Here is a 16,800-nt window from a genome sequence, read left to right on the forward strand (position 1 = left end):
CCTATTGCCCGTCTATCGCCCGTCTTTCCAACGTGGCAGCGCCACGGTGCGCCCGTGGATGAATTCCCCCTTTACTGGCAGCGCCTCCACGGCGTGGTCACCGCCATCCAGACGCTCGAGCACCAGATCTACAGCGCGGGAACCGATCTCCTCCAAAGGCTGCCGATATGTGGTGAATCCAAGGTACGGCGACGCGAGCGGGCCAAACCCGTCATAGCCGGTGACGGACACATCCTGCGGCACGGAAACGTCGCGCCGGCGCAACTCGTCCATCACATTGAGCATGACCACGTCGGACGGGCACATATACGCGGTGATCCTGGGATGGCACAGCACCTCGTCCACCAGCGTTCCAACCTCTTCGGCCCCTTTCATATCCATCACCTTCACGCGGATGCCGAGCTGCCCGAGCAGCTCGATCATGGCCATGCCGCGGCCGTACTGGCTGACCGAGTATTCCCTGGGCACCAGAAACACCGCCACCTCCCGGTGCCCGAAGTCGTGGACGTATTGCGCGAGCCTGCGGCCGCCGTCCTCCTCATCGCAAAACACCGAGGACACGGTGCGCGTCGTGTCCTCGTGCCCGGCCATCACGAACGGGATCCGGTCGATGAACGGCATGAAATCCTCCACCGCAAGCATGGCGGAGCATACGATCAGCCCCTCGACGCGCAGGGCGATCAAATCGCGCAGCGCCTGGCGCGCATCATCCGCGGACAGTTCCTCCACGCCGCTGATGGACACCATCTGATAGCCGCGCTCACGCGCCCGCTTCTGCATGGCGCCCTGAAGGAACCCATAGAAAGGCAGCTTCGCGTTCCTGACCACCACTCCCAGCGTTTTCGTGCGCTTCGAGGCGAGCCCGCTGGCCATGGCGCTCGGCACGTATCCGAGCTTCTCCGCCGCGGCGAGCACACGGTCCACCTTCTCCTGACGCACGCCCCCTTCGCCGCGCATCACGCGGGAAACCATGGACTTGGAGACGCCGGCCTCCGCAGCGACATCGAAAATCGTCGGCTGCCTGCTCTCTGCGGCCTCCATGCTGCCCTCCTCATCGTCGCAATATGCAACACCGCAAGCGACGGGGCCTCAGCCCAAATCCGCAACGCTGCCCGTTGCCCCGCCATCTCGACACAATGGCCTTTTCTTAGAGATTACCGCACTTCACGCCGGAGCATCGGCGCGGTTTCGTTGGACGGTCACGGTTCGAGATCTCCGTCTGCGGCGAGAAATTCCATAATGTGTGAATCGCCGGGCTTGCGTCGAGCGGGTAGAGCAGTCCGTAGTGCATGACGACCGGTTCGGGCCAGTCCACGGCCACGTTGACGAGCTGTGGGTGTGCGCTGGCCCACATGGGTTTGGGGATGAGCAGGTCGCCGGATTCGGCGCAGTCGTTGAACGTGTCGAGGTCGTAGTGGTCGATGTCGATCAAATCGATGGCGGGGCATTGTTCCAGCAGGTCCCGGGCCGTGTCGTTGGTGCCGCGATGGCGTTTGAGGATGCGGATGCGTGTGCCTTCGAGGTCTTTCAATGTGAGCCGTGCGCGTCTCGCCAATGCGTGATTGCGCGGCACCGCCACGCACAGCGGCTCGGAATCGAGGGCGAGGGTGTTGCCGGTGTCGTCCCAATAGCCGGTGTCGAAGGCCGTGGATATCAGATCGACGTCTTCGCCGAGATGGGTGACGATGTCGTTGATCGCTTCGGAGTCATCGGGCATCGACACCAGTTCCAGGCGGATGTCGGTGTGTTTGCCGGCATCGCGCTGCCATAGGTCGAGGATGCGGCGGCCGGGGCGCAGAATGGAAACGCCAAGGCGGACGGTGGCGATGCCGTCGGTGCTGCGCCGTTGTGCACGACGTAGACTCTCCTCGCATTGGCGCACGATCATCTGCGCGTCCTCGACGAACTCCTTGCCGGCTTTGGTGAGTTGCACGCCGCTGCGTGATCGGTCGAACAGCGTCAGACCGTATTCCTTTTCGAACGTATTGATTTGTTTGGCCACCGCCGGTGTGGAAATATGCAGACGATGGCCGGCCTTAGCGAAGCTGCCGGTCTGCGCGGCGGCGCGATCGGCGTGGCCGTATTCGGTGTGGTCGCCACCTTCACGCCCTCGCTTGACGGCTCCCTGTGTGTCGTGTTCGTTGCGGCCGAAGTCGGTGCGGAATGGCGCGTTCAACCGGAACGTGGGGTCAACAGGATGGCTCACCAGTTCCTCGAAAAGCTCATGGGTGCGTTCCGGCGTGTGATACCCGGCGTTGAGCTCCGCCTTGATCGGCGTATTGCCCGAACCAGTTCAGTAGCAGATTGTGTACGGGCGTGCGCACCGGGAACAGCAGCGGCACATCCTTGAGATTCTGCGGGGTCAACGATTCGCGTTCCGCCAGCGGGTGGTTGCCTGGAACCATCGCTGACCAGTGCCCTGTAATACCGGTGCGCAGGAACTCGTATTGGCTGACATCCACCGGATCGGTAAGCAGGCCGAAGTCCATGAGACCTTGCTCAATCTGTTCCTGAATAATGTCCGATGTGGTGCTGGTGACCCGGAATCGCACGTTGGGATGCTGCTCGCGAAAAGCAGCCATGCGCTGGGACAGCAATGTCATGCCGCGCACTTCGCCGCATCCCATGGCGATTTCACCGCTGAGGTCATTGCCGGATTGCTTCAATTCGAATTCGGTTTTGTCCGCCAGCGAAACGATGGTCTGCGCACGTTCGCGCAGCAGCCGGCCTTCCTCGGTGAGCGTGATGGTGTGACTGCCGCGTTCAAACAGCGTGACGCCCAATTCCTCTTCCAACTGTTTGAGCTGACGGGAAAGCGTCGGCTGGGAAATACGCAGCAACTGCGCGGCCCACGTGATATTGCCTTCCTCGGCAACCGCCAGAAAATATCGCAGGACGCGCAGTTCCATCCTCGGGGCTCCTTCGGTGTGGACGGACTTCTATTGCCATTATGCCCGCCGTCCGTGAACTTATTATGCTAAACGTGGATAGTCTCGGTAATGACGCGGCGAACAGCATGCGAGAGGCGGTGCTCAATAGCGAAAGCCTCTCGGCTGCCGTCGTTGGTCGTGATGATACTGGAGACCATGAAGCTCGTGCGGCGGCGGTCTAGGGCGAGGTCGAGAAAGAGGTAACGGCGTGACGCTTGATAATAGGTCAGACAGTAGGGTGGCGGCGGAGCAGTGCCGAGCATGAGCAACGATCAGCGGCCGCAGGCGATCGAAGTGCGCGGGGCGCGCGTGCATAACCTGAAGAACATTGACATCGACATTCCGCTGGGCGAACTGGTGGGCGTGGCCGGCGTCTCCGGTTCGGGCAAGAGCTCGCTGGCGCTCGGCGTGCTGTATGCGGAAGGTTCGCGGCGCTACTTGGAGGCGCTGTCCACGTACACGCGACGCCGCCTGACCCAGGCCAGTCGCGCCCAAGTGGACGAAGTACTGCACGTGCCGGCCGCGCTGGCCCTGCACCAGCGGCCCACGGTGCCTGGCATCCGTTCGACGTTCGGCACGATGACCGAACTGCTCAACAGTCTGCGGCCCCTGTTCTCCCGCGTCGCCTCGCACGTGTGCCCGCATTGCGGGGCGCGCAACGAGTCGACGCTGAACGTGGCGGCCGGACTGCCCATCACCTGTGCTGGCTGTGGCAAGGAATTCCACGCGCCCGGAGCCGAATCGCTCGCTTTCAACTCGGCCGGCGCCTGCCCGACCTGCTCCGGAACCGGCATTGTGCGCGAAGTGAACCGTGCGGCCCTGGTGCCGGATGAGTCGAAAAGTATCGACGACGGTGCGGTGCTGCCATGGGGCTCGCTCATGTGGGACCTTATGAAGCAGGTGTGCGGCGCGATGGGCGTGCGCACCAACGTGCCGTTCAGCGAGCTCACGCCCGAAGAGCGTGACATCGTATTCAACGGGCCGGCCATCAAAAAGCATATTCTTTACAAGCCGAAGAAAGGCGACGATTTCGCCGAACTCGATTTCACCTACTTCAACGCCGTATACACGGTGGAGAACGCGCTCGCCAAAGCCAAGGACGAGAAAGGTCTGAAGCGCGTGGCTCGATTTCTCAAGGAGGGACCATGCGCCGACTGCGGAGGTACCCGACTGAGCGCCGCAGCCCGGGCCCCGCATGTGCGCGGGCTGAACCTGGCCGAAGCCAGTGCGATGACCTTGGAAGCGGCGGTGGATTGGGTGCGCGGCGTGCCGGAATCTCTGCCCGCCGACATGCGGCCGATGGCCACCAACATCTGCGAATCATTCCTGGACGTGGCCCGCCGACTGTTGGATTTGGGCCTCGGCTATCTGGCGCTTGACCGCGCCGGTGCCACGCTTTCGACCGGTGAACGCCAGCGTGTGCAGCTCGCCCGTGCCGTGCGCAACCGCACCACTGGCGTGCTGTATGTGCTTGACGAGCCATCCATCGGGCTGCACCCCTCGAATGTGGACGGACTGCTCGGCGTGATGCGCGATCTAGTGGCGGACGGCAATTCCGTGGTGGTCGTGGACCATGACGTGCGCGTGCTCAAAGCCGCCGGCCATCTCATTGAAATGGGACCGGTTGCCGGCGCCGAAGGCGGGCATGTGATCGCGCAAGGCACGGTGGACGAAGTGGCGGCGAATCCAAGTAGTCGTATTGCGCCGTTCTTGGCCGATAATGTGAGCGCGCGCATCCGTGAGCGCGTGGCGGAACCGCAGGTGTTCGACCTTGGCCGTATCCGCATGACAACCAGCCAGTTGCATACGGTCAAGCCGCTGGACGTTGATATTCCGCGCGGCCGGCTCGTGGCGGTGACAGGCGTCTCCGGCTCCGGTAAAACCACGATGGTGCTCGAATCGCTGATTCCCGCACTCAAAGCGCAGGCGGCGGGGGAGCTGTTGCCGGAACACGTGCGCGAGCTTGAGACCGCGGGCATCAGTCGCGCGAATCTCATCGACGCCACGCCGATTGGCGCAAACGTGCGCTCCACCGTGGCCACCTATGCCGATATTCACGACGAACTGCGCCGCGCCTTCGCCCGATGCGATGCGGCCAAGACGGGCGGCTGGAAGGCCGGCGATTTCTCGTACAACACTGGACGGCTGCGTTGCCCCACGTGCGACGGCACCGGTTCGATCTCACTCGACGTGCAGTTCCTGCCGGACGTGACCATCGAATGCCCGGACTGCGGCGGTTCCCGGTATGCGTCTGAAGCCGGCGCGATTCGGCGTGCGGTTAAGGGAGAATCTCACCTTTCACTGAGTCTGCCCCAACTCATGGCAATGAGCGTGGATCAGGCATTGGCCGTGACCCACGACCTCAAGAAGGTCCACGCACGTCTGACCACCTTGCATGATTTGGGTCTTGGGTATCTGACACTCGGCGAACCGACGCCGGCGCTTTCGGGCGGCGAAGCCCAGCGGTTGAAGCTCGCCAGCGAAATGGGCAAAGCCCAATCGGACGCGGTATTCGTGTTCGATGAGCCGACCATCGGTCTCCACCCGCTCGACGTGCGTGTGCTGCTGGGCGTGTTCGACCGGCTTGTGGCGAGCGGCGCAACAGTCGTGGTCATCGAACATGACCTTGACGTGATCGCCAATGCGGACTGGATCATCGACATGGGTCCGGGCGGCGGCGAAAGCGGCGGACGCATCGTCGCCACCGGAACGCCGGAACAGGTCGCGGCCAACCCAAGCAGCATTACTGGGCGGTATTTAGGGTAAGGCTCAACGGACATCTTTACCACGGCGCTTTTTAGGAATATGGCATGAGCCGGTGTGGGCGTGGCACGGGCTGTGGCTTTATCTTTTCTTTGGCTCACTCCCGAGAATGACATGTTAACCCGTATGGCGGTCACGCGCATTCGCATAGGGCAAGGCGCGAGTAGGATAACCGTCCGTGGTTCAGGTTCATGGCATGAGACGCGCAAGCGCGGACGCGGAATATCAGCAGATGACCGGGCAGCCGGTCAAACCGCTGATCCTCAAACTATGCCTGCCGGCCGTCATCTCCAATCTGGTGACCACTGCCTACAATCTCACGGACACGTTCTTTATTGGCCAGCTTGGCACCGCGCAGTCCGGCGCCATCGGCATCGCGTTCTCCATCATGACCGTGATGCAGGCGCTCGGCTTCTTCTTCGGCAACGGCGCGGGCAATTCGATGAGTCGCGAACTTGGCAAACAGAACAACGAACGTGCCTCCCGACTGTTGGCCGTGGGCTTCGCGGGCGCGGTGATTTCCGGTTTGGTAATTGCCGCGATCGGGCTGCTGACCCTGCGGCCGTTGGTCGTCATGCTGGGTTCGACCTCCACGATCGCCCCATACGCCGTGCAATATCTGACACCGCTGCTGGTCGCCGCACCCTGCGTATGCGGTTCGTTTGCGCTCAACGGATTGCTGCGATACCAAGGCCAGTCGGCATTCGGCATGATCGGGCTGGTGTCGGGCGCACTGCTGAATTTCCTGCTCGCGCCATTATTCATTTTCGTGGCCGGCCTGGGTATTCTCGGTGCTGGCCTCGCCACCGCCATCTGCCAGACGGTGAGTTTCGCGATTCTGACCACAATGAGCCGCAAATTCGGCGTGATGAAACTGTCCCTGCGCAATTGCAAGCCGGATGTGCTGCTCATGCGCGAAGTGGCCGGCGGCGGCCTGCCCTCGCTGCTCCGCCAAGGCGCCGGCTCGATTTCCGTGACCTGCGTGAACATCGCCGCCAATCCGTTCGGCGACGCGGCCATCGCCGGCATGGCCATTGTGATGCGCATTATGTTGGGCGCCAACTCGGTGATCGTCGGCCTCGGCCAAGGTTTCCAACCGGTGTGCGGCTACAACTACGGTGCCGGCCTGTTCGCGCGCGTCAAAGAAGGGTACTGGTTCTGCGTGCGGCTCGCCACCTGCGTGCTCGTGGTGTTGGCGGTGTTGCTGTGGGTGTTCGCACCGCAACTGGTCGAGATCTTCCGCTCCGACCCGGCCGTGGTCGCGGTGGGTGTGGCCGCGCTGCATATCCAATGCTGCACGGTGATTCTCAACGGCTTCAACATGATGGGCAATATGATGACCCAGACCATGGGCCGCACTGGCATCGCCTCATTCCTGGCCCTGTGCCGACAAGGTCTGTTTTTGGCACCGATCGTACTGATTCTGCCGATGATGTTCGGCGTGCTCGGCGTGGAAATGGCACAATCGGTGTCCGACGTGCTGACATTCCTAGTCACTATCCCGTTCATGCGGCGAATCCTGCATGAATTGCGGTGAATGGTAGATGGCAACTATGAATAATCGAAGTGCAAAGCGGGTGCCGGGCGTTCCTTCTCCCGCGTATATCGAATCGCTGTACCGCACCATGGCTGCCGCCCTTGGCCCGACCGGATGGTGGCCGGCTGAAACCACATTCGAGATTATGGTGGGCGCGGTGCTGACGCAGAATACGGCGTGGGGCAATGTGAATCGTTCGCTTGCGGCGTTGAACGCGGAGGGTGTGCTCGAACCCCATAAGCTGGCGATTATGGGGCCAGCGCATCTGCAGGAACTTATTCGCCCGTCCGGCTTTTATGTCAACAAATCCAAGACGGTACAGTCACTGAGCCGATGGTATGTGGAGCGTTGCGGAGCCTCACCTGAGGGCGCGGCAGATATTCCCGACGCCGAATTGCGGACCGAATTGCTCGGATTATTCGGTATCGGGGGCGAAACGGCCGACGACCTGATGCTATATGTGTTTTCGCGCCGCACATTTGTGGCCGATACTTATGCTCGCCGACTATTCGCCTTCCTTGGATTCGACGTGCCGGCCGGCTATCCGGCATTCCACAGGGCCTATTCGCCCGTGGTGCTGGATACGAACCTCAGTGTCAAGGATTTGCAGGAATTCCATGGGCTCATTGACGAGTTCGGCAAGGCCTACCGCGACGACGCGGCCAAAAGCGAGTCCTTTTTGGGTGGATGGAGGGCTTGACTGCACGGCGAATCGTTCTCAATAAGAAAAGTGTGAGGCCCGCACGGTGCCAATCGCACATCTGAATCCAAGAAATGGCTGTTTGATGCTATTCCCGCGAATGCGCGATTGAGTGATATTGTGCGTTTGCCTCACACTTTTCTTATTGAGAATGATTCGCTGCGATATGCCGCTTACTTGACAACCTTAAAACCGCCGGTCCATGGGGTCTGATTGGTGACGCCTTCAGCTGTTGCTGCGGCCTTGTCCGGGTTGCGGTCGATGACCTGCACGGTGGCGCCAGCCTTGACGGTGATGCCTGTGACGCCGGCAATCCGCTCTCCATCGAGCAGATCACGACCTCTATCGCCGCGGCATCATCGCCGTGCACGATGCTGAAATTGCCGCCGAGCTCGACTGGCTGCGCTCAATGCTGGGTGTTGAAAACGAGTCTGTGACAGAATAGTTCGACCGACACAATCGCCAAAACGCCGAACAGGAGCCAATGATGACCGAAGACAAGCCGATCGCCAAGCCGATTATCGATGATGCGACGCGCGAGAAAATGGCGCTTATGTTCTCCGGCGAGGTCTACCTGCCGGATGATGTGGACGGCTTTTTTGATCTGCAGGCCGCCCAACGCGATCTCCAGCTTGAACTCAACGCCACACCGCTGACCAATCCGAAACGCCGCACCGAACTCATGCAGATGTTCTTCGGCGCCGCGGGGGAGGGCCTGTACCTCGAATGCCCGGTGTATGCGAACTGGGGCTGCAATACCTATTGGGGTGAGCGTTGCTACGCCAACTTCAACCTGACGCTGGTGGACGATGGTGAGATCTTCATCGGATCCCACACCATGATCGGCCCCAACGTCACGCTTGTGGCCACCGGCCATCCCGTGCGTCCGGACCTGCGCTATCAGGGTGCCCAGTATTCGCTGCCAGTCCACATCGGTGAAAACGTCTGGATTGGCGCGAACGTGACCGTACTGCCCGGAGCCACTATTGGAGACAACGCGGTCATTGGCGCCAACTCGCTGGTCACCAAGGACATCCCCGCCAACACGGTCGCCTACGGCAGCCCGTGCAAGGTAATTCGCGAAATCAACGAACGCGACGACGTCTACTACTGGCGCGACCGTCAATTCAGTGAGCGTTTTAAGGTCAAAGAGCAGTAGCGCGAAAGCTCACTCCCACACGTCGAGCTTGCGGTCTTTGTAGAAACACTCGCGGTCCTTGTCGCCGATTTCGCGTGCGACTTCGCAAGGTGCGCCGTAAGCGACCGAGTTGGCGGGGATGGAATGCGTCGCGACTGAACCGGCGCCGATCACGCAATTGTCGCCGATGGTGACTCCCGGCAGAATCGACACATTGGCGCCGACCCACACGTTGCGTCCAATGGTCACTGGAATGCAATACGTGTAATGGTGCTCGCGCAGCACAGGCAACACGGGGTGGCCGGCGGCTCATTAGCACGGGGAACGGTTGAACGAGAAGTGTGGATTGACATGTGGTGGTATCGAACATACTGATGCGTGTGCCGCCGAGCCTGTCCAGATGGCTGCCTATATGAACCAGTGACAGGAAATCACGGGGAGGGAACGAGCGAGAGGAGCGTGCATGGGGCAATTTGGCGTCATGATTGGCCAGTTGGTCGGATTCCTGATCATGCTGATGGTCGGGTATGGATGTGTGAGACTCCGGTTCTATGGCCAGACGGCGCTGGACGGCATGTGCTCGCTGCTGCTCAATGTGCTCATCCCTGTGCTCGTGTTCTCGAACGCCGTCGACGGTGCGGACCGCGCGCAGCTCGCCGCCAACTGGGGCGTGATGCTGCTGACCGCCGTGATGTATGCGCTGCTCATCCTGGTGTTCTGGCTGGTCGCCAAGCTGTTGAGGCTCAAAGGTTCGCGTGGCCATGTGTTTCAGGCGTCGCTGATTTTCGGCAACGCCGGATTTATCGGCATTCCGTTGATCATGGCACTTTGGCCTCAGAACGGCGCGATTTACGTGGCGCTGATGTCGATCATCGACCAGACGCTGCTCTGGACGTACGGCGTATGGCTGTGCGAGCCGGTCGCCGAAACGACTGGCGGCAACGCGATTGGCGCGCGAGGTGCGGTCGCGAACGGTTCGGTGAACGGCGCCGGTTCGGTGGGGGAGGCTGCGAACAGCGGTTCTCCGGTGGCCGCCCGCCCCTCGCTAGGCACTCGCGTCCTCGGCCTGCTTAAACGATTCGTCAACCCCGCCTTCATCGGCGTGATGCTCGCCCTGATTCTGATTCTGCTTGGCGTCAAAGTACCGGACATCATCCTCAAGCCGCTGCACACCATCGGCAATATGGCCACGCCGATGTCGCTGATCTACTTGGGTGGCCTGTTCGCGCTGACCAAGTGGTGGGGCGTCCTCAAACGCTACGAACTCTATGTTGGCCTAGTCGCCAAGATGATCGCATTCCCGCTCGCTTTCTATGCGCTGCTGACCACGTTGGCCAGTGCGCTGCCGCAGCTGCCCATCACTCACGACATGATTCTGATGATTACCGTGATCGCCGGCCTGCCGACCATGACCACCATCGCCATGTTTACCGGCCGCAAGAACAACATGCCCGACTATGCGGTCGGCTTCGTGCTCGTAAGCACGCTCTTCTCACTGGCTTCGCTGACCATCGTGTCGGCTGTTGTGCTCTGAATTGTCCCCTTCGATGAAAAGAATGCCGGGGAAATCCCCTGGCGCTTGGTAGCCTTCATCACATACTCTTCGCGGCCTCATCAACGCAGCGCAACGCGTTGAGCGTGCGCGGGTAGCCGATGTAGGGCATACATTGTGAGGCCACGGCGATGAGGAAGTGGCAATCGTTGCCGATGCGCATGTTGGCGCGGGCATGACTGGTCAGCTGTGGCTCGCACCCGCCTTGGGTGGCAAGGAAACAGAACGTGATCATCTCGCGCTGTTTCAGGTTAAGGCCGGTGCGAGTGTAATAGTCGCCGAAACAGTTGGCCGCCAGCCAGCGGTTAATGTGGCGTGTCTCCTCTGGTCCGGACTTGTAGAAGTCCTTCATGTCCTCGCCGAAAATATCCACTTGGGCTTGGGTGCCGGCTTCGCGCCTCGTTTCGGGAGTTGTGGTGGATTGGGGCGGCAACGGCAGCTCGACGCCCTGCGCACGCAGCACTTCGTTCAGTGCGGCGATGAATGGGTAGACGCGGGCGATGCCCAGATATGCCACGGCCTGATACGTCGCCTCCTTGATTTCCACCGGCGTAAGTCCGGCGATCATTGCGGCCGGCACGATGCCACGAAATTCGGTGAGGCTCTGGCTGCCGAGCAGCGTGGCCAGGATCGCCAGATAACGGGTCCTATCGTCCAGATCGTTGACGCCCGGTTCGTTCGGCACCTCATCAAACGCAAAATTCTCGATGATTTGGGCCATATCCGGATCGTCCTGACGAAGTAGTTCCGAGTTCGGGAAAAACGTACGGTGATACTGTTCAGCGGCGGGAGAAATATTCATAATCGTGTCCTTCTGTTTTCGGCTCATCAACGCAGCGCGTCGTATTCGGCTTCGACCGGCTCTAGCCATTCGTTCGAAGCGCCGTCCACCACATTCATAATGGCGATATGCGCGAAATCGGAATCCGGCGCGGCCCCGTGCCAGTGCTTGGTCTCAGGTGCCACGTACACCACGTCGCCGGGCTTGAGCTCGACCGGCTCCTTGCCCCACTCCTGGTAGTAGCCGCGCCCGCCCACGGCGATGAGGATCTGGCAGGCCCTGTGATGAATATGCCAGTTATTGCGGCAGCCCACCTCGAACGTAACATTGGAAACGTTGACTTCCTTGCCCGAGACCAGCGGTGCCAGATAGCTCTGCCCGATGAAATATTTGGCGTATGCGTCGTTCGGCGCACCCAACGGGAACGCGCTGGGATTGGTGATGGTGCTGTGGTTCTGTGCCATAAATGCCGTCCTTGACCATGAAGACTCGCGTCGGCTTGGTGCCGTTGCGCCACAGCATAGGAATGTCTAGTCAATATTGCAATTACCTATAACGTATCGATTGCCATGCTTGTTGAGCATGAATCGTCGAGAGATTCCGATGCCGTACTGTTCGGTTGTCGCTGACATTTCTCCGGACCAGAGCTGGAGGCGAGTCCAAAGACCCGCAATCCATGTGCGGTGACGTGCGCCATGTTGCTCTCGGCTCGCGTGAAAATGAGTCAATCTCACGCAATTGCGTGCTGTTCGTGCATACAATGCGAGTTGAAAGCGTGTGGCGTACAACTCCACGCAATGCCTCGAAACATGGCGATGCCGCCGGAAAGAAGGCCTCACGATGGTCAGCACAGTGGATGATATCAAGACGATTGCGAACGTCGGCACGGGAACGATGGGCCATGCGATTGCACTGCAGTTCGCGCTGGCCGGCTATCCGGTGCATCTGATCGGCCGCAGTGACGCTTCGCTCGAAAAGTCGATGAAGGCGATTCACGCCGACGCCGAAGAGTTCGCCGCGGCTGGTCTGCTGCACGCCGACGATTCCGTGGACGATGTGCTGGCGCGCATCTCCCAATTCACCGACTACGCCAGCGGCGTGGCCGGCGCGGATTTCGTCATCGAAGCGGTGTCGGAGAACCTGGATCTGAAGAAGTCCATCTGGGCCGAGATCGAGCAGGCCGCACCTGATGATGCGATTTTGGCTACGAATACCTCCGGCCTGAGCCCCACGGAAATCCAATCGGTGCTGAAGAAGCCCGAACGTTTCGTGGTGGCGCACTTCTGGAATCCGGCGCAGCTGATGCCGCTGGTCGAAGTGGTGCCGGGGGAGAAGACCGACCCGCACGTGATGGATATCACGTTCGACCTGATGACCAGAATCGGCAAGAAACCGGCGAAACTCAACAAGGAATCGCTCGGATTCATCGGCAACCGACTGCAGATGGCGGTGCTGCGCGAGGAATTCCATATCATTCAGGAAGGCATCGCGGACGCGGCCACCGTGGATGACGTGATGAAGTACAGCCTCGGCCGCCGTTGGAACCTGGTCGGCCCGATCGCCAGTATCGATCTTGGTGGTCTCGATGTGTTCTACAACATCAGCACCTATATGTTCGACGACATGGACAACGGCACCGGACCCAGCCCGCTGCTTGCCGAGAAGGTCAAGTCAGGCAACCTCGGCGCCAAAACCGGCCAGGGCTTCTTCTCCTGGCAGGGCGAGGACGGCAAGCGCATCATCGATTCCCGCAACAAGGCCCTGCTGCGCGCACTGAAGGACGATGCGGCGGACGAGTGAGTCGTCCGTGTGCCATTGTGCGCTATTCGCGAAGTGTGCTTTAAGGCCAAGATGCAAGACAGGCTCGGCCGATATGTGAACGGCTGATTAGCGTGGGGAACATGGTGACATGGGATTCGGAACAGTATCTGCGGTTCAAGCGGGAGCGCACGCAGCCGGCGCGTGATCTGGCGATGCAGCTGCCGCCGGATGACGGCAACGTCAGGCGCGTGCTGGATATCGGCTGCGGGCCGGGCAACAGCACGGTCGTGCTGCGTGAACGCTATCCGCACGCCGAGATTCTGGGCGTCGACAGTTCGCCAGACATGATCGAGGTGGCACGTAAAACCTATCCTGACGTTGATTTCCAACTGTGCGATGTGTCTACGCAACTGAATGATCTGCCGACTGACTTCGACGTGGTGTTCTCCAACGCCTGCATCCAATGGGTGCCGGACCATCCGCATCTGATTCCCGGTCTGCTCGCCCGGCTCAAGATCGGGGGAGCGCTGGCCGTGCAGACGCCGATGAACTATGAGGAGCCGATTCACCGCATCATCGGCGGTATCGTGTACTCGCCCGAGTTTGCGGACGAGCTGTCGCAACAGCGCGAATTCTACAACCTCACGCCGCCTGAATACTGGGAGTTGTTGCACGCGCATACCAGTGCCTTCCGCATCTGGAAAACCACGTACATGCACACGCTGCCCTCGCATGAGGCGATTATGGACTGGTATCGTGGCACCGGTATGAGGCCGTATCTGCAAGCGCTTGACGACGCCGGGCGCAGGGAATTCGAGGCTGAAGTGTTCGCTCGGGTCTGTGAGGAATATCCAACGCAGTCGGACGGCAGCATCATCTTCCCCTTCCCGCGCTTCTTCTTCCTCGCTACGCGGTAGAAGCGTAGCGGATTCGCGGACCTGATGGTAGGGCTCGTTGATCCCTGCCGTCGGTTATGGGGGTTCCGCTCGTTACTGCTCGGCCTGCGGCGATGCCATTGGTTGTGCTGAGCAGTCTCCGATTGCAATGATGCCTGCATGTGTGGCAGAGGGGGCTTTGCTACTGTTTATTCCCCGTCCAACGAATTGGTGAGATGCGAGATGGTCTCGGGTAGGGTCGAACGCTTGATGGACCCGATGCCCTGTGTGGTGAAAATTGATGATGCTTTGCCGAACAAGCCGAGAATGCCGCTGGAAGCAAACTCCAGCACCAGCTGTTGGCTGGCGTCCAGCTTGGTTTTGTCAAGCTTGAGCAGGGTGGATCCATGCGCCGATGACCGGAGCGATGCTGGCGTAGGCGGCCAGATGGGCCGCGCTTTTGAAGTTGGCGAGGTCCTCGTCGTGGCCGGCGAGCAGCTTCAGCGCGGCGAGGGTCTCGTCGTTCAGGCCCGCGTCCCTGAGCGTCTCGGGCGGTAGCTGCGCGGTCCTGCGCATGGCCGTGCCGGGCAGGTAGGCGGCCGTGATCCCCATGTCCCGCGCCACCGTCAGGGGCAGGGAGCCTATGGTGTTGGGCTGGTCCACGACCGGCAATACGCGGCCGCGCCTGGAGAGGTGTTCCAGCATCGAGCGGATGGCCTTCTCGTCCTGTTTCAGCGGCTTGTCGTACAGGGTGTCGCCGTCCCGGTCGAGGGCGTGCGCGTGGTGCGCGCCCTTGCCCACGTCCAGGTGGACCCACACGTCGATGTCGTCCGGGGTCATCATCGTTCCTCCCGTCATGAAGGTTTTTCCGGTTGCCGTGGATTCGGAGGAGCCCCGGACGTCCGGCGTCGCACCCACATTACGACGAGACCTGCGCCATGCGCCCCTGAAACGTCCGTGTAGCCGGCCTGGTTCCTATCAGCGGTCATCGGGCGTCCCCGTTCCCGGCGACAACACCCCCGGATCATCAACGACAGGGCGAGAGAGTCATACCGGAACCGGCGACCCGGCCCCGACCATCGGGACCTACCAAACATGGTAATGGGCAGCACTTCAGGTCGGGCAGGGCGAACGGGCTGAGGGGCAGATCGAGCAAACCAAGCAAACCAAGCAAGCCAAGCAAATCAAGCAAACCAAGCCTCTGCGGCTACGCGTGCCTCAGTCCGTCGAACGCATCAAAGCAATGGGCCTGTACCGTGATTACCGGGCCTTGGAGAAGAACGACAAGGTGGCGCTAACCATTGCTTTCTCCCCGGCGCTGGGTGGCATTATGGTCATCGTCAAGCTGGCGATGGGCTTGTGGCCGATGTCCGCGCTGTTCATCGTGAGCGCCGTGTATTACGCGATGCTATGCATTTCACGATTCTTCATTGTCAAAGCGCACACTCGCACCGTCAAATAGCCGATTGCATGCAACGGTTCGCTCAGGAAAGGAACGTTTGCCATCGCACCGGCGCACTGCTGTGCTTCATCGGGTTGAGCTACGCGGCGTTCTCACTGACCATGTTTTTTACCGGTTCGCCGAACGAGTACGGTGAGATTATTGCCATTACGGTAGCCACGATTTCGTTTATCAAAATCGGCATAGCTATCCGCGGCATGATTGTCTCGCATAAGACCCGCAACCCCCTTGACTCATCGGTTAAATTTGTGACCTTCATTGACGCGATGCTTTCGCTGGTGGTCACGCAGGATGTGCTTTTAGAGTCCCAGGGAACCGCGCACGCGGCACAATCCTCGGACCTGTTCGGTATTGGGGTCGGTACTGTGGCCGTGATTATCGGTTTGTGGATGCTATTGCGCCGCAAGTGGACTGTTGCGCCAAATTTCAACGGACGAACCGATTGATATGGAAGTAAGTGCAAGGGGGCATGGTACAACGGCCGCATGAGCATCCAACCCGGTTCAGTGCCCCGTCGCAATGTCTGATTAAAATCAATCAGGCAATACCTTTCTGATGAGAAGGAATCTATGGCTCAAAAGCGCCCTGTAGCGGTAGATAAACGTCGCAAACGAATCTATACCATACGACGAATCATAGTGTTTGTATGCGCGCTGGTGTGCTGTGTGCTGGCAGTTTTCTCGACTATGGGAGCCATGCGCGCTTGGCCCCACCCCGGCAGCGGCAATGGGAACGCAACGCCATCTCAATCAGCGGCTAAGCAATCCGTGACGCAACCAACTTCATTTGTTGAGCGCCAGCAGGTGCCTGTCTTCAACCATGCGATTCAAGAACAGCGGAACAAAGAAGCACAACGCGCACGGTGGAGCAATCCTACTGGTAAGCAACCCAACCTATCGCAGTATTCCAATTTGAGCGTGGACGTCAGCCTCGCCAAGCAAGAGGTGTACGTCAAGTCCAATGGCAAGACCATCTACACGATGATCGCCAGCACTGGCATGGATGACGCCACACCGTACGGCACCTATACCATCAGTGCGCGCGGAGATCATTTCTATAATGCATCTGAAGGCATGGGAGCCGATTATTGGGTGCAATTCTACGGCCCGTATCTGTTCCACTCGGTGCCCACCGGCCAGAACTTCGGCGATTATCTGGAAGATGAGGCAATGAAACTTGGACAGCCCGCCTCACACGGTTGCGTGCGCCTGACCGTGGCCGATGCCAAATGGTTCTACGATCAGGTGCCGGATGGCACGCCGGTGACTATTGCATAGCAATCGTATGCATAGCAATCGTAT

At 60.2% G+C, this 16,800-nt stretch carries 18 protein-coding genes; 10 read left to right on the forward strand and 8 right to left on the reverse strand.

Annotation, left to right across the window (positions count from 1 at the left end):
- Window positions 1-12: 12 nt before the first annotated feature.
- The 3 genes from BBBR_RS02800 to BBBR_RS02810 form a co-directional block, all read right to left on the reverse strand.
- The gene (locus tag BBBR_RS02800) at window positions 13-1,041 is read right to left on the reverse strand and encodes a LacI family DNA-binding transcriptional regulator (RefSeq protein ID WP_003828672.1); all 1,029 of its coding nucleotides are present in this window, start codon (window positions 1,039-1,041) and stop codon (window positions 13-15) included.
- A gap of 106 nt (window positions 1,042-1,147) precedes the next feature.
- Window positions 1,148-2,206 (reverse strand): LysR family transcriptional regulator, encoded by a 1,059-nt coding sequence (locus tag BBBR_RS02805; protein WP_225851417.1) that lies wholly within the window; start codon window positions 2,204-2,206, stop codon window positions 1,148-1,150.
- Between the two features lie 16 nt (window positions 2,207-2,222).
- Window positions 2,223-2,909, reverse strand: coding sequence for a LysR family transcriptional regulator (locus tag BBBR_RS02810; protein ID WP_003828674.1), 687 nt, complete (start codon window positions 2,907-2,909; stop codon window positions 2,223-2,225).
- A gap of 282 nt (window positions 2,910-3,191) precedes the next feature.
- Here BBBR_RS02810 and BBBR_RS02815 point away from each other — a divergent pair, with 282 nt between their 5' ends.
- From BBBR_RS02815 to BBBR_RS02835, 4 genes are all read left to right on the forward strand, one after another.
- Entirely contained in the window at window positions 3,192-5,696 is a 2,505-nt protein-coding gene (locus BBBR_RS02815; RefSeq protein ID WP_003828676.1) for an excinuclease ABC subunit UvrA, read from the forward strand.
- A gap of 175 nt (window positions 5,697-5,871) precedes the next feature.
- A complete protein-coding gene (locus tag BBBR_RS02820; protein ID WP_080543806.1) occupies window positions 5,872-7,230 on the forward strand; it encodes an MATE family efflux transporter in 1,359 nt (452 codons plus the stop codon).
- Window positions 7,231-7,246: 16 nt separating this feature from the next.
- Window positions 7,247-7,930, forward strand: coding sequence for an endonuclease III domain-containing protein (locus BBBR_RS02825; RefSeq protein WP_172644903.1), 684 nt, complete (start codon window positions 7,247-7,249; stop codon window positions 7,928-7,930).
- A gap of 484 nt (window positions 7,931-8,414) precedes the next feature.
- Entirely contained in the window at window positions 8,415-9,089 is a 675-nt protein-coding gene (locus BBBR_RS02835) for a sugar O-acetyltransferase (protein WP_003828679.1), read from the forward strand.
- 9 nt (window positions 9,090-9,098) lie between these two features.
- Here the strand turns inward: BBBR_RS02835 and BBBR_RS02840 are convergent, their stop codons facing one another.
- On the reverse strand, window positions 9,099-9,362 hold the full coding sequence (locus BBBR_RS02840; protein WP_016462391.1) for a DapH/DapD/GlmU-related protein: 264 nt from the start codon (window positions 9,360-9,362) through the stop codon (window positions 9,099-9,101).
- Between the two features lie 169 nt (window positions 9,363-9,531).
- Here BBBR_RS02840 and BBBR_RS02845 point away from each other — a divergent pair, with 169 nt between their 5' ends.
- Window positions 9,532-10,602 carry an AEC family transporter gene (locus BBBR_RS02845; protein ID WP_003828681.1) on the forward strand — a complete coding sequence of 357 codons (1,071 nt, stop codon included), beginning with the start codon at window positions 9,532-9,534 and terminating at the stop codon, window positions 10,600-10,602.
- 58 nt (window positions 10,603-10,660) lie between these two features.
- Here BBBR_RS02845 and BBBR_RS02850 read toward each other — a convergent pair whose 3' ends face one another.
- Both BBBR_RS02850 and BBBR_RS02855 read right to left on the reverse strand, forming a co-directional pair.
- A complete protein-coding gene (locus BBBR_RS02850) occupies window positions 10,661-11,422 on the reverse strand; it encodes a carboxymuconolactone decarboxylase family protein (protein WP_047928207.1) in 762 nt (253 codons plus the stop codon).
- Between the two features lie 26 nt (window positions 11,423-11,448).
- Window positions 11,449-11,865 carry a cupin domain-containing protein gene (locus tag BBBR_RS02855; RefSeq protein ID WP_003828683.1) on the reverse strand — a complete coding sequence of 139 codons (417 nt, stop codon included), beginning with the start codon at window positions 11,863-11,865 and terminating at the stop codon, window positions 11,449-11,451.
- 376 nt (window positions 11,866-12,241) lie between these two features.
- Between BBBR_RS02855 and BBBR_RS02860 the strand changes: the two genes are divergently transcribed.
- Window positions 12,242-13,201: a 3-hydroxyacyl-CoA dehydrogenase family protein gene (locus tag BBBR_RS02860; RefSeq protein ID WP_003828685.1), complete on the forward strand. Its 960-nt coding sequence runs from the start codon at window positions 12,242-12,244 to the stop codon at window positions 13,199-13,201.
- 101 nt (window positions 13,202-13,302) lie between these two features.
- A complete protein-coding gene (locus BBBR_RS02865) occupies window positions 13,303-14,079 on the forward strand; it encodes a methyltransferase domain-containing protein (protein WP_003828686.1) in 777 nt (258 codons plus the stop codon).
- A 167-nt stretch (window positions 14,080-14,246) separates the two neighbouring features.
- Here the strand turns inward: BBBR_RS02865 and BBBR_RS10845 are convergent, their stop codons facing one another.
- Together BBBR_RS10845 and BBBR_RS02870 are read right to left on the reverse strand one after the other, a co-directional pair.
- Window positions 14,247-14,390: a hypothetical protein gene (locus tag BBBR_RS10845; protein WP_003828687.1), complete on the reverse strand. Its 144-nt coding sequence runs from the start codon at window positions 14,388-14,390 to the stop codon at window positions 14,247-14,249.
- A gap of 31 nt (window positions 14,391-14,421) precedes the next feature.
- The gene (locus BBBR_RS02870; RefSeq protein WP_225851418.1) at window positions 14,422-14,880 is read right to left on the reverse strand and encodes an IS110 family transposase; all 459 of its coding nucleotides are present in this window, start codon (window positions 14,878-14,880) and stop codon (window positions 14,422-14,424) included.
- A 370-nt stretch (window positions 14,881-15,250) separates the two neighbouring features.
- On the opposite strand from BBBR_RS02870, the gene BBBR_RS02875 reads away from it, so the two are divergent.
- From BBBR_RS02875 to BBBR_RS02885, 3 genes are all read left to right on the forward strand, one after another.
- Complete coding sequence (locus tag BBBR_RS02875) at window positions 15,251-15,499, forward strand: hypothetical protein (protein ID WP_225851419.1); 249 nt, start codon at window positions 15,251-15,253, stop codon at window positions 15,497-15,499.
- A gap of 8 nt (window positions 15,500-15,507) precedes the next feature.
- Window positions 15,508-15,945 carry a hypothetical protein gene (locus BBBR_RS11050; RefSeq protein ID WP_003828691.1) on the forward strand — a complete coding sequence of 146 codons (438 nt, stop codon included), beginning with the start codon at window positions 15,508-15,510 and terminating at the stop codon, window positions 15,943-15,945.
- Window positions 15,946-16,068: 123 nt separating this feature from the next.
- Entirely contained in the window at window positions 16,069-16,776 is a 708-nt protein-coding gene (locus BBBR_RS02885) for a L,D-transpeptidase (protein WP_032738160.1), read from the forward strand.
- The last annotated feature ends 24 nt before the right edge of the window (window positions 16,777-16,800 follow it).

This window comes from Bifidobacterium breve DSM 20213 = JCM 1192 (genome assembly GCF_001025175.1).
Classification (GTDB): Bacteria; Actinomycetota; Actinomycetes; order Actinomycetales; family Bifidobacteriaceae; genus Bifidobacterium; species Bifidobacterium breve.

Bases quoted from the DNA above. Each gene is read 5' to 3' on its own strand.
- BBBR_RS02800 (WP_003828672.1), bottom strand. From the start codon at position 1,041: ATGGAGGCCGCAGAGAGCAGGCAGCCGACGATTTTCGATGTCGCTGCG.
- BBBR_RS02810 (WP_003828674.1), bottom strand. From the start codon at position 2,909: ATGGAACTGCGCGTCCTGCGATATTTTCTGGCGGTTGCCGAGGAAGGC.
- BBBR_RS02815 (WP_003828676.1), top strand. From the start codon at position 3,192: ATGAGCAACGATCAGCGGCCGCAGGCGATCGAAGTGCGCGGGGCGCGC.
- BBBR_RS02825 (WP_172644903.1), top strand. From the start codon at position 7,247: ATGAATAATCGAAGTGCAAAGCGGGTGCCGGGCGTTCCTTCTCCCGCG.
- BBBR_RS02835 (WP_003828679.1), top strand. From the start codon at position 8,415: ATGATGACCGAAGACAAGCCGATCGCCAAGCCGATTATCGATGATGCG.
- BBBR_RS02845 (WP_003828681.1), top strand. From the start codon at position 9,532: ATGGGGCAATTTGGCGTCATGATTGGCCAGTTGGTCGGATTCCTGATC.
- BBBR_RS02850 (WP_047928207.1), bottom strand. From the start codon at position 11,422: ATGAATATTTCTCCCGCCGCTGAACAGTATCACCGTACGTTTTTCCCG.
- BBBR_RS02855 (WP_003828683.1), bottom strand. From the start codon at position 11,865: ATGGCACAGAACCACAGCACCATCACCAATCCCAGCGCGTTCCCGTTG.
- BBBR_RS02860 (WP_003828685.1), top strand. From the start codon at position 12,242: ATGGTCAGCACAGTGGATGATATCAAGACGATTGCGAACGTCGGCACG.
- BBBR_RS02865 (WP_003828686.1), top strand. From the start codon at position 13,303: ATGGTGACATGGGATTCGGAACAGTATCTGCGGTTCAAGCGGGAGCGC.
- BBBR_RS02870 (WP_225851418.1), bottom strand. From the start codon at position 14,880: ATGATGACCCCGGACGACATCGACGTGTGGGTCCACCTGGACGTGGGC.
- BBBR_RS11050 (WP_003828691.1), top strand. From the start codon at position 15,508: ATGCAACGGTTCGCTCAGGAAAGGAACGTTTGCCATCGCACCGGCGCA.
- BBBR_RS02885 (WP_032738160.1), top strand. From the start codon at position 16,069: ATGGCTCAAAAGCGCCCTGTAGCGGTAGATAAACGTCGCAAACGAATC.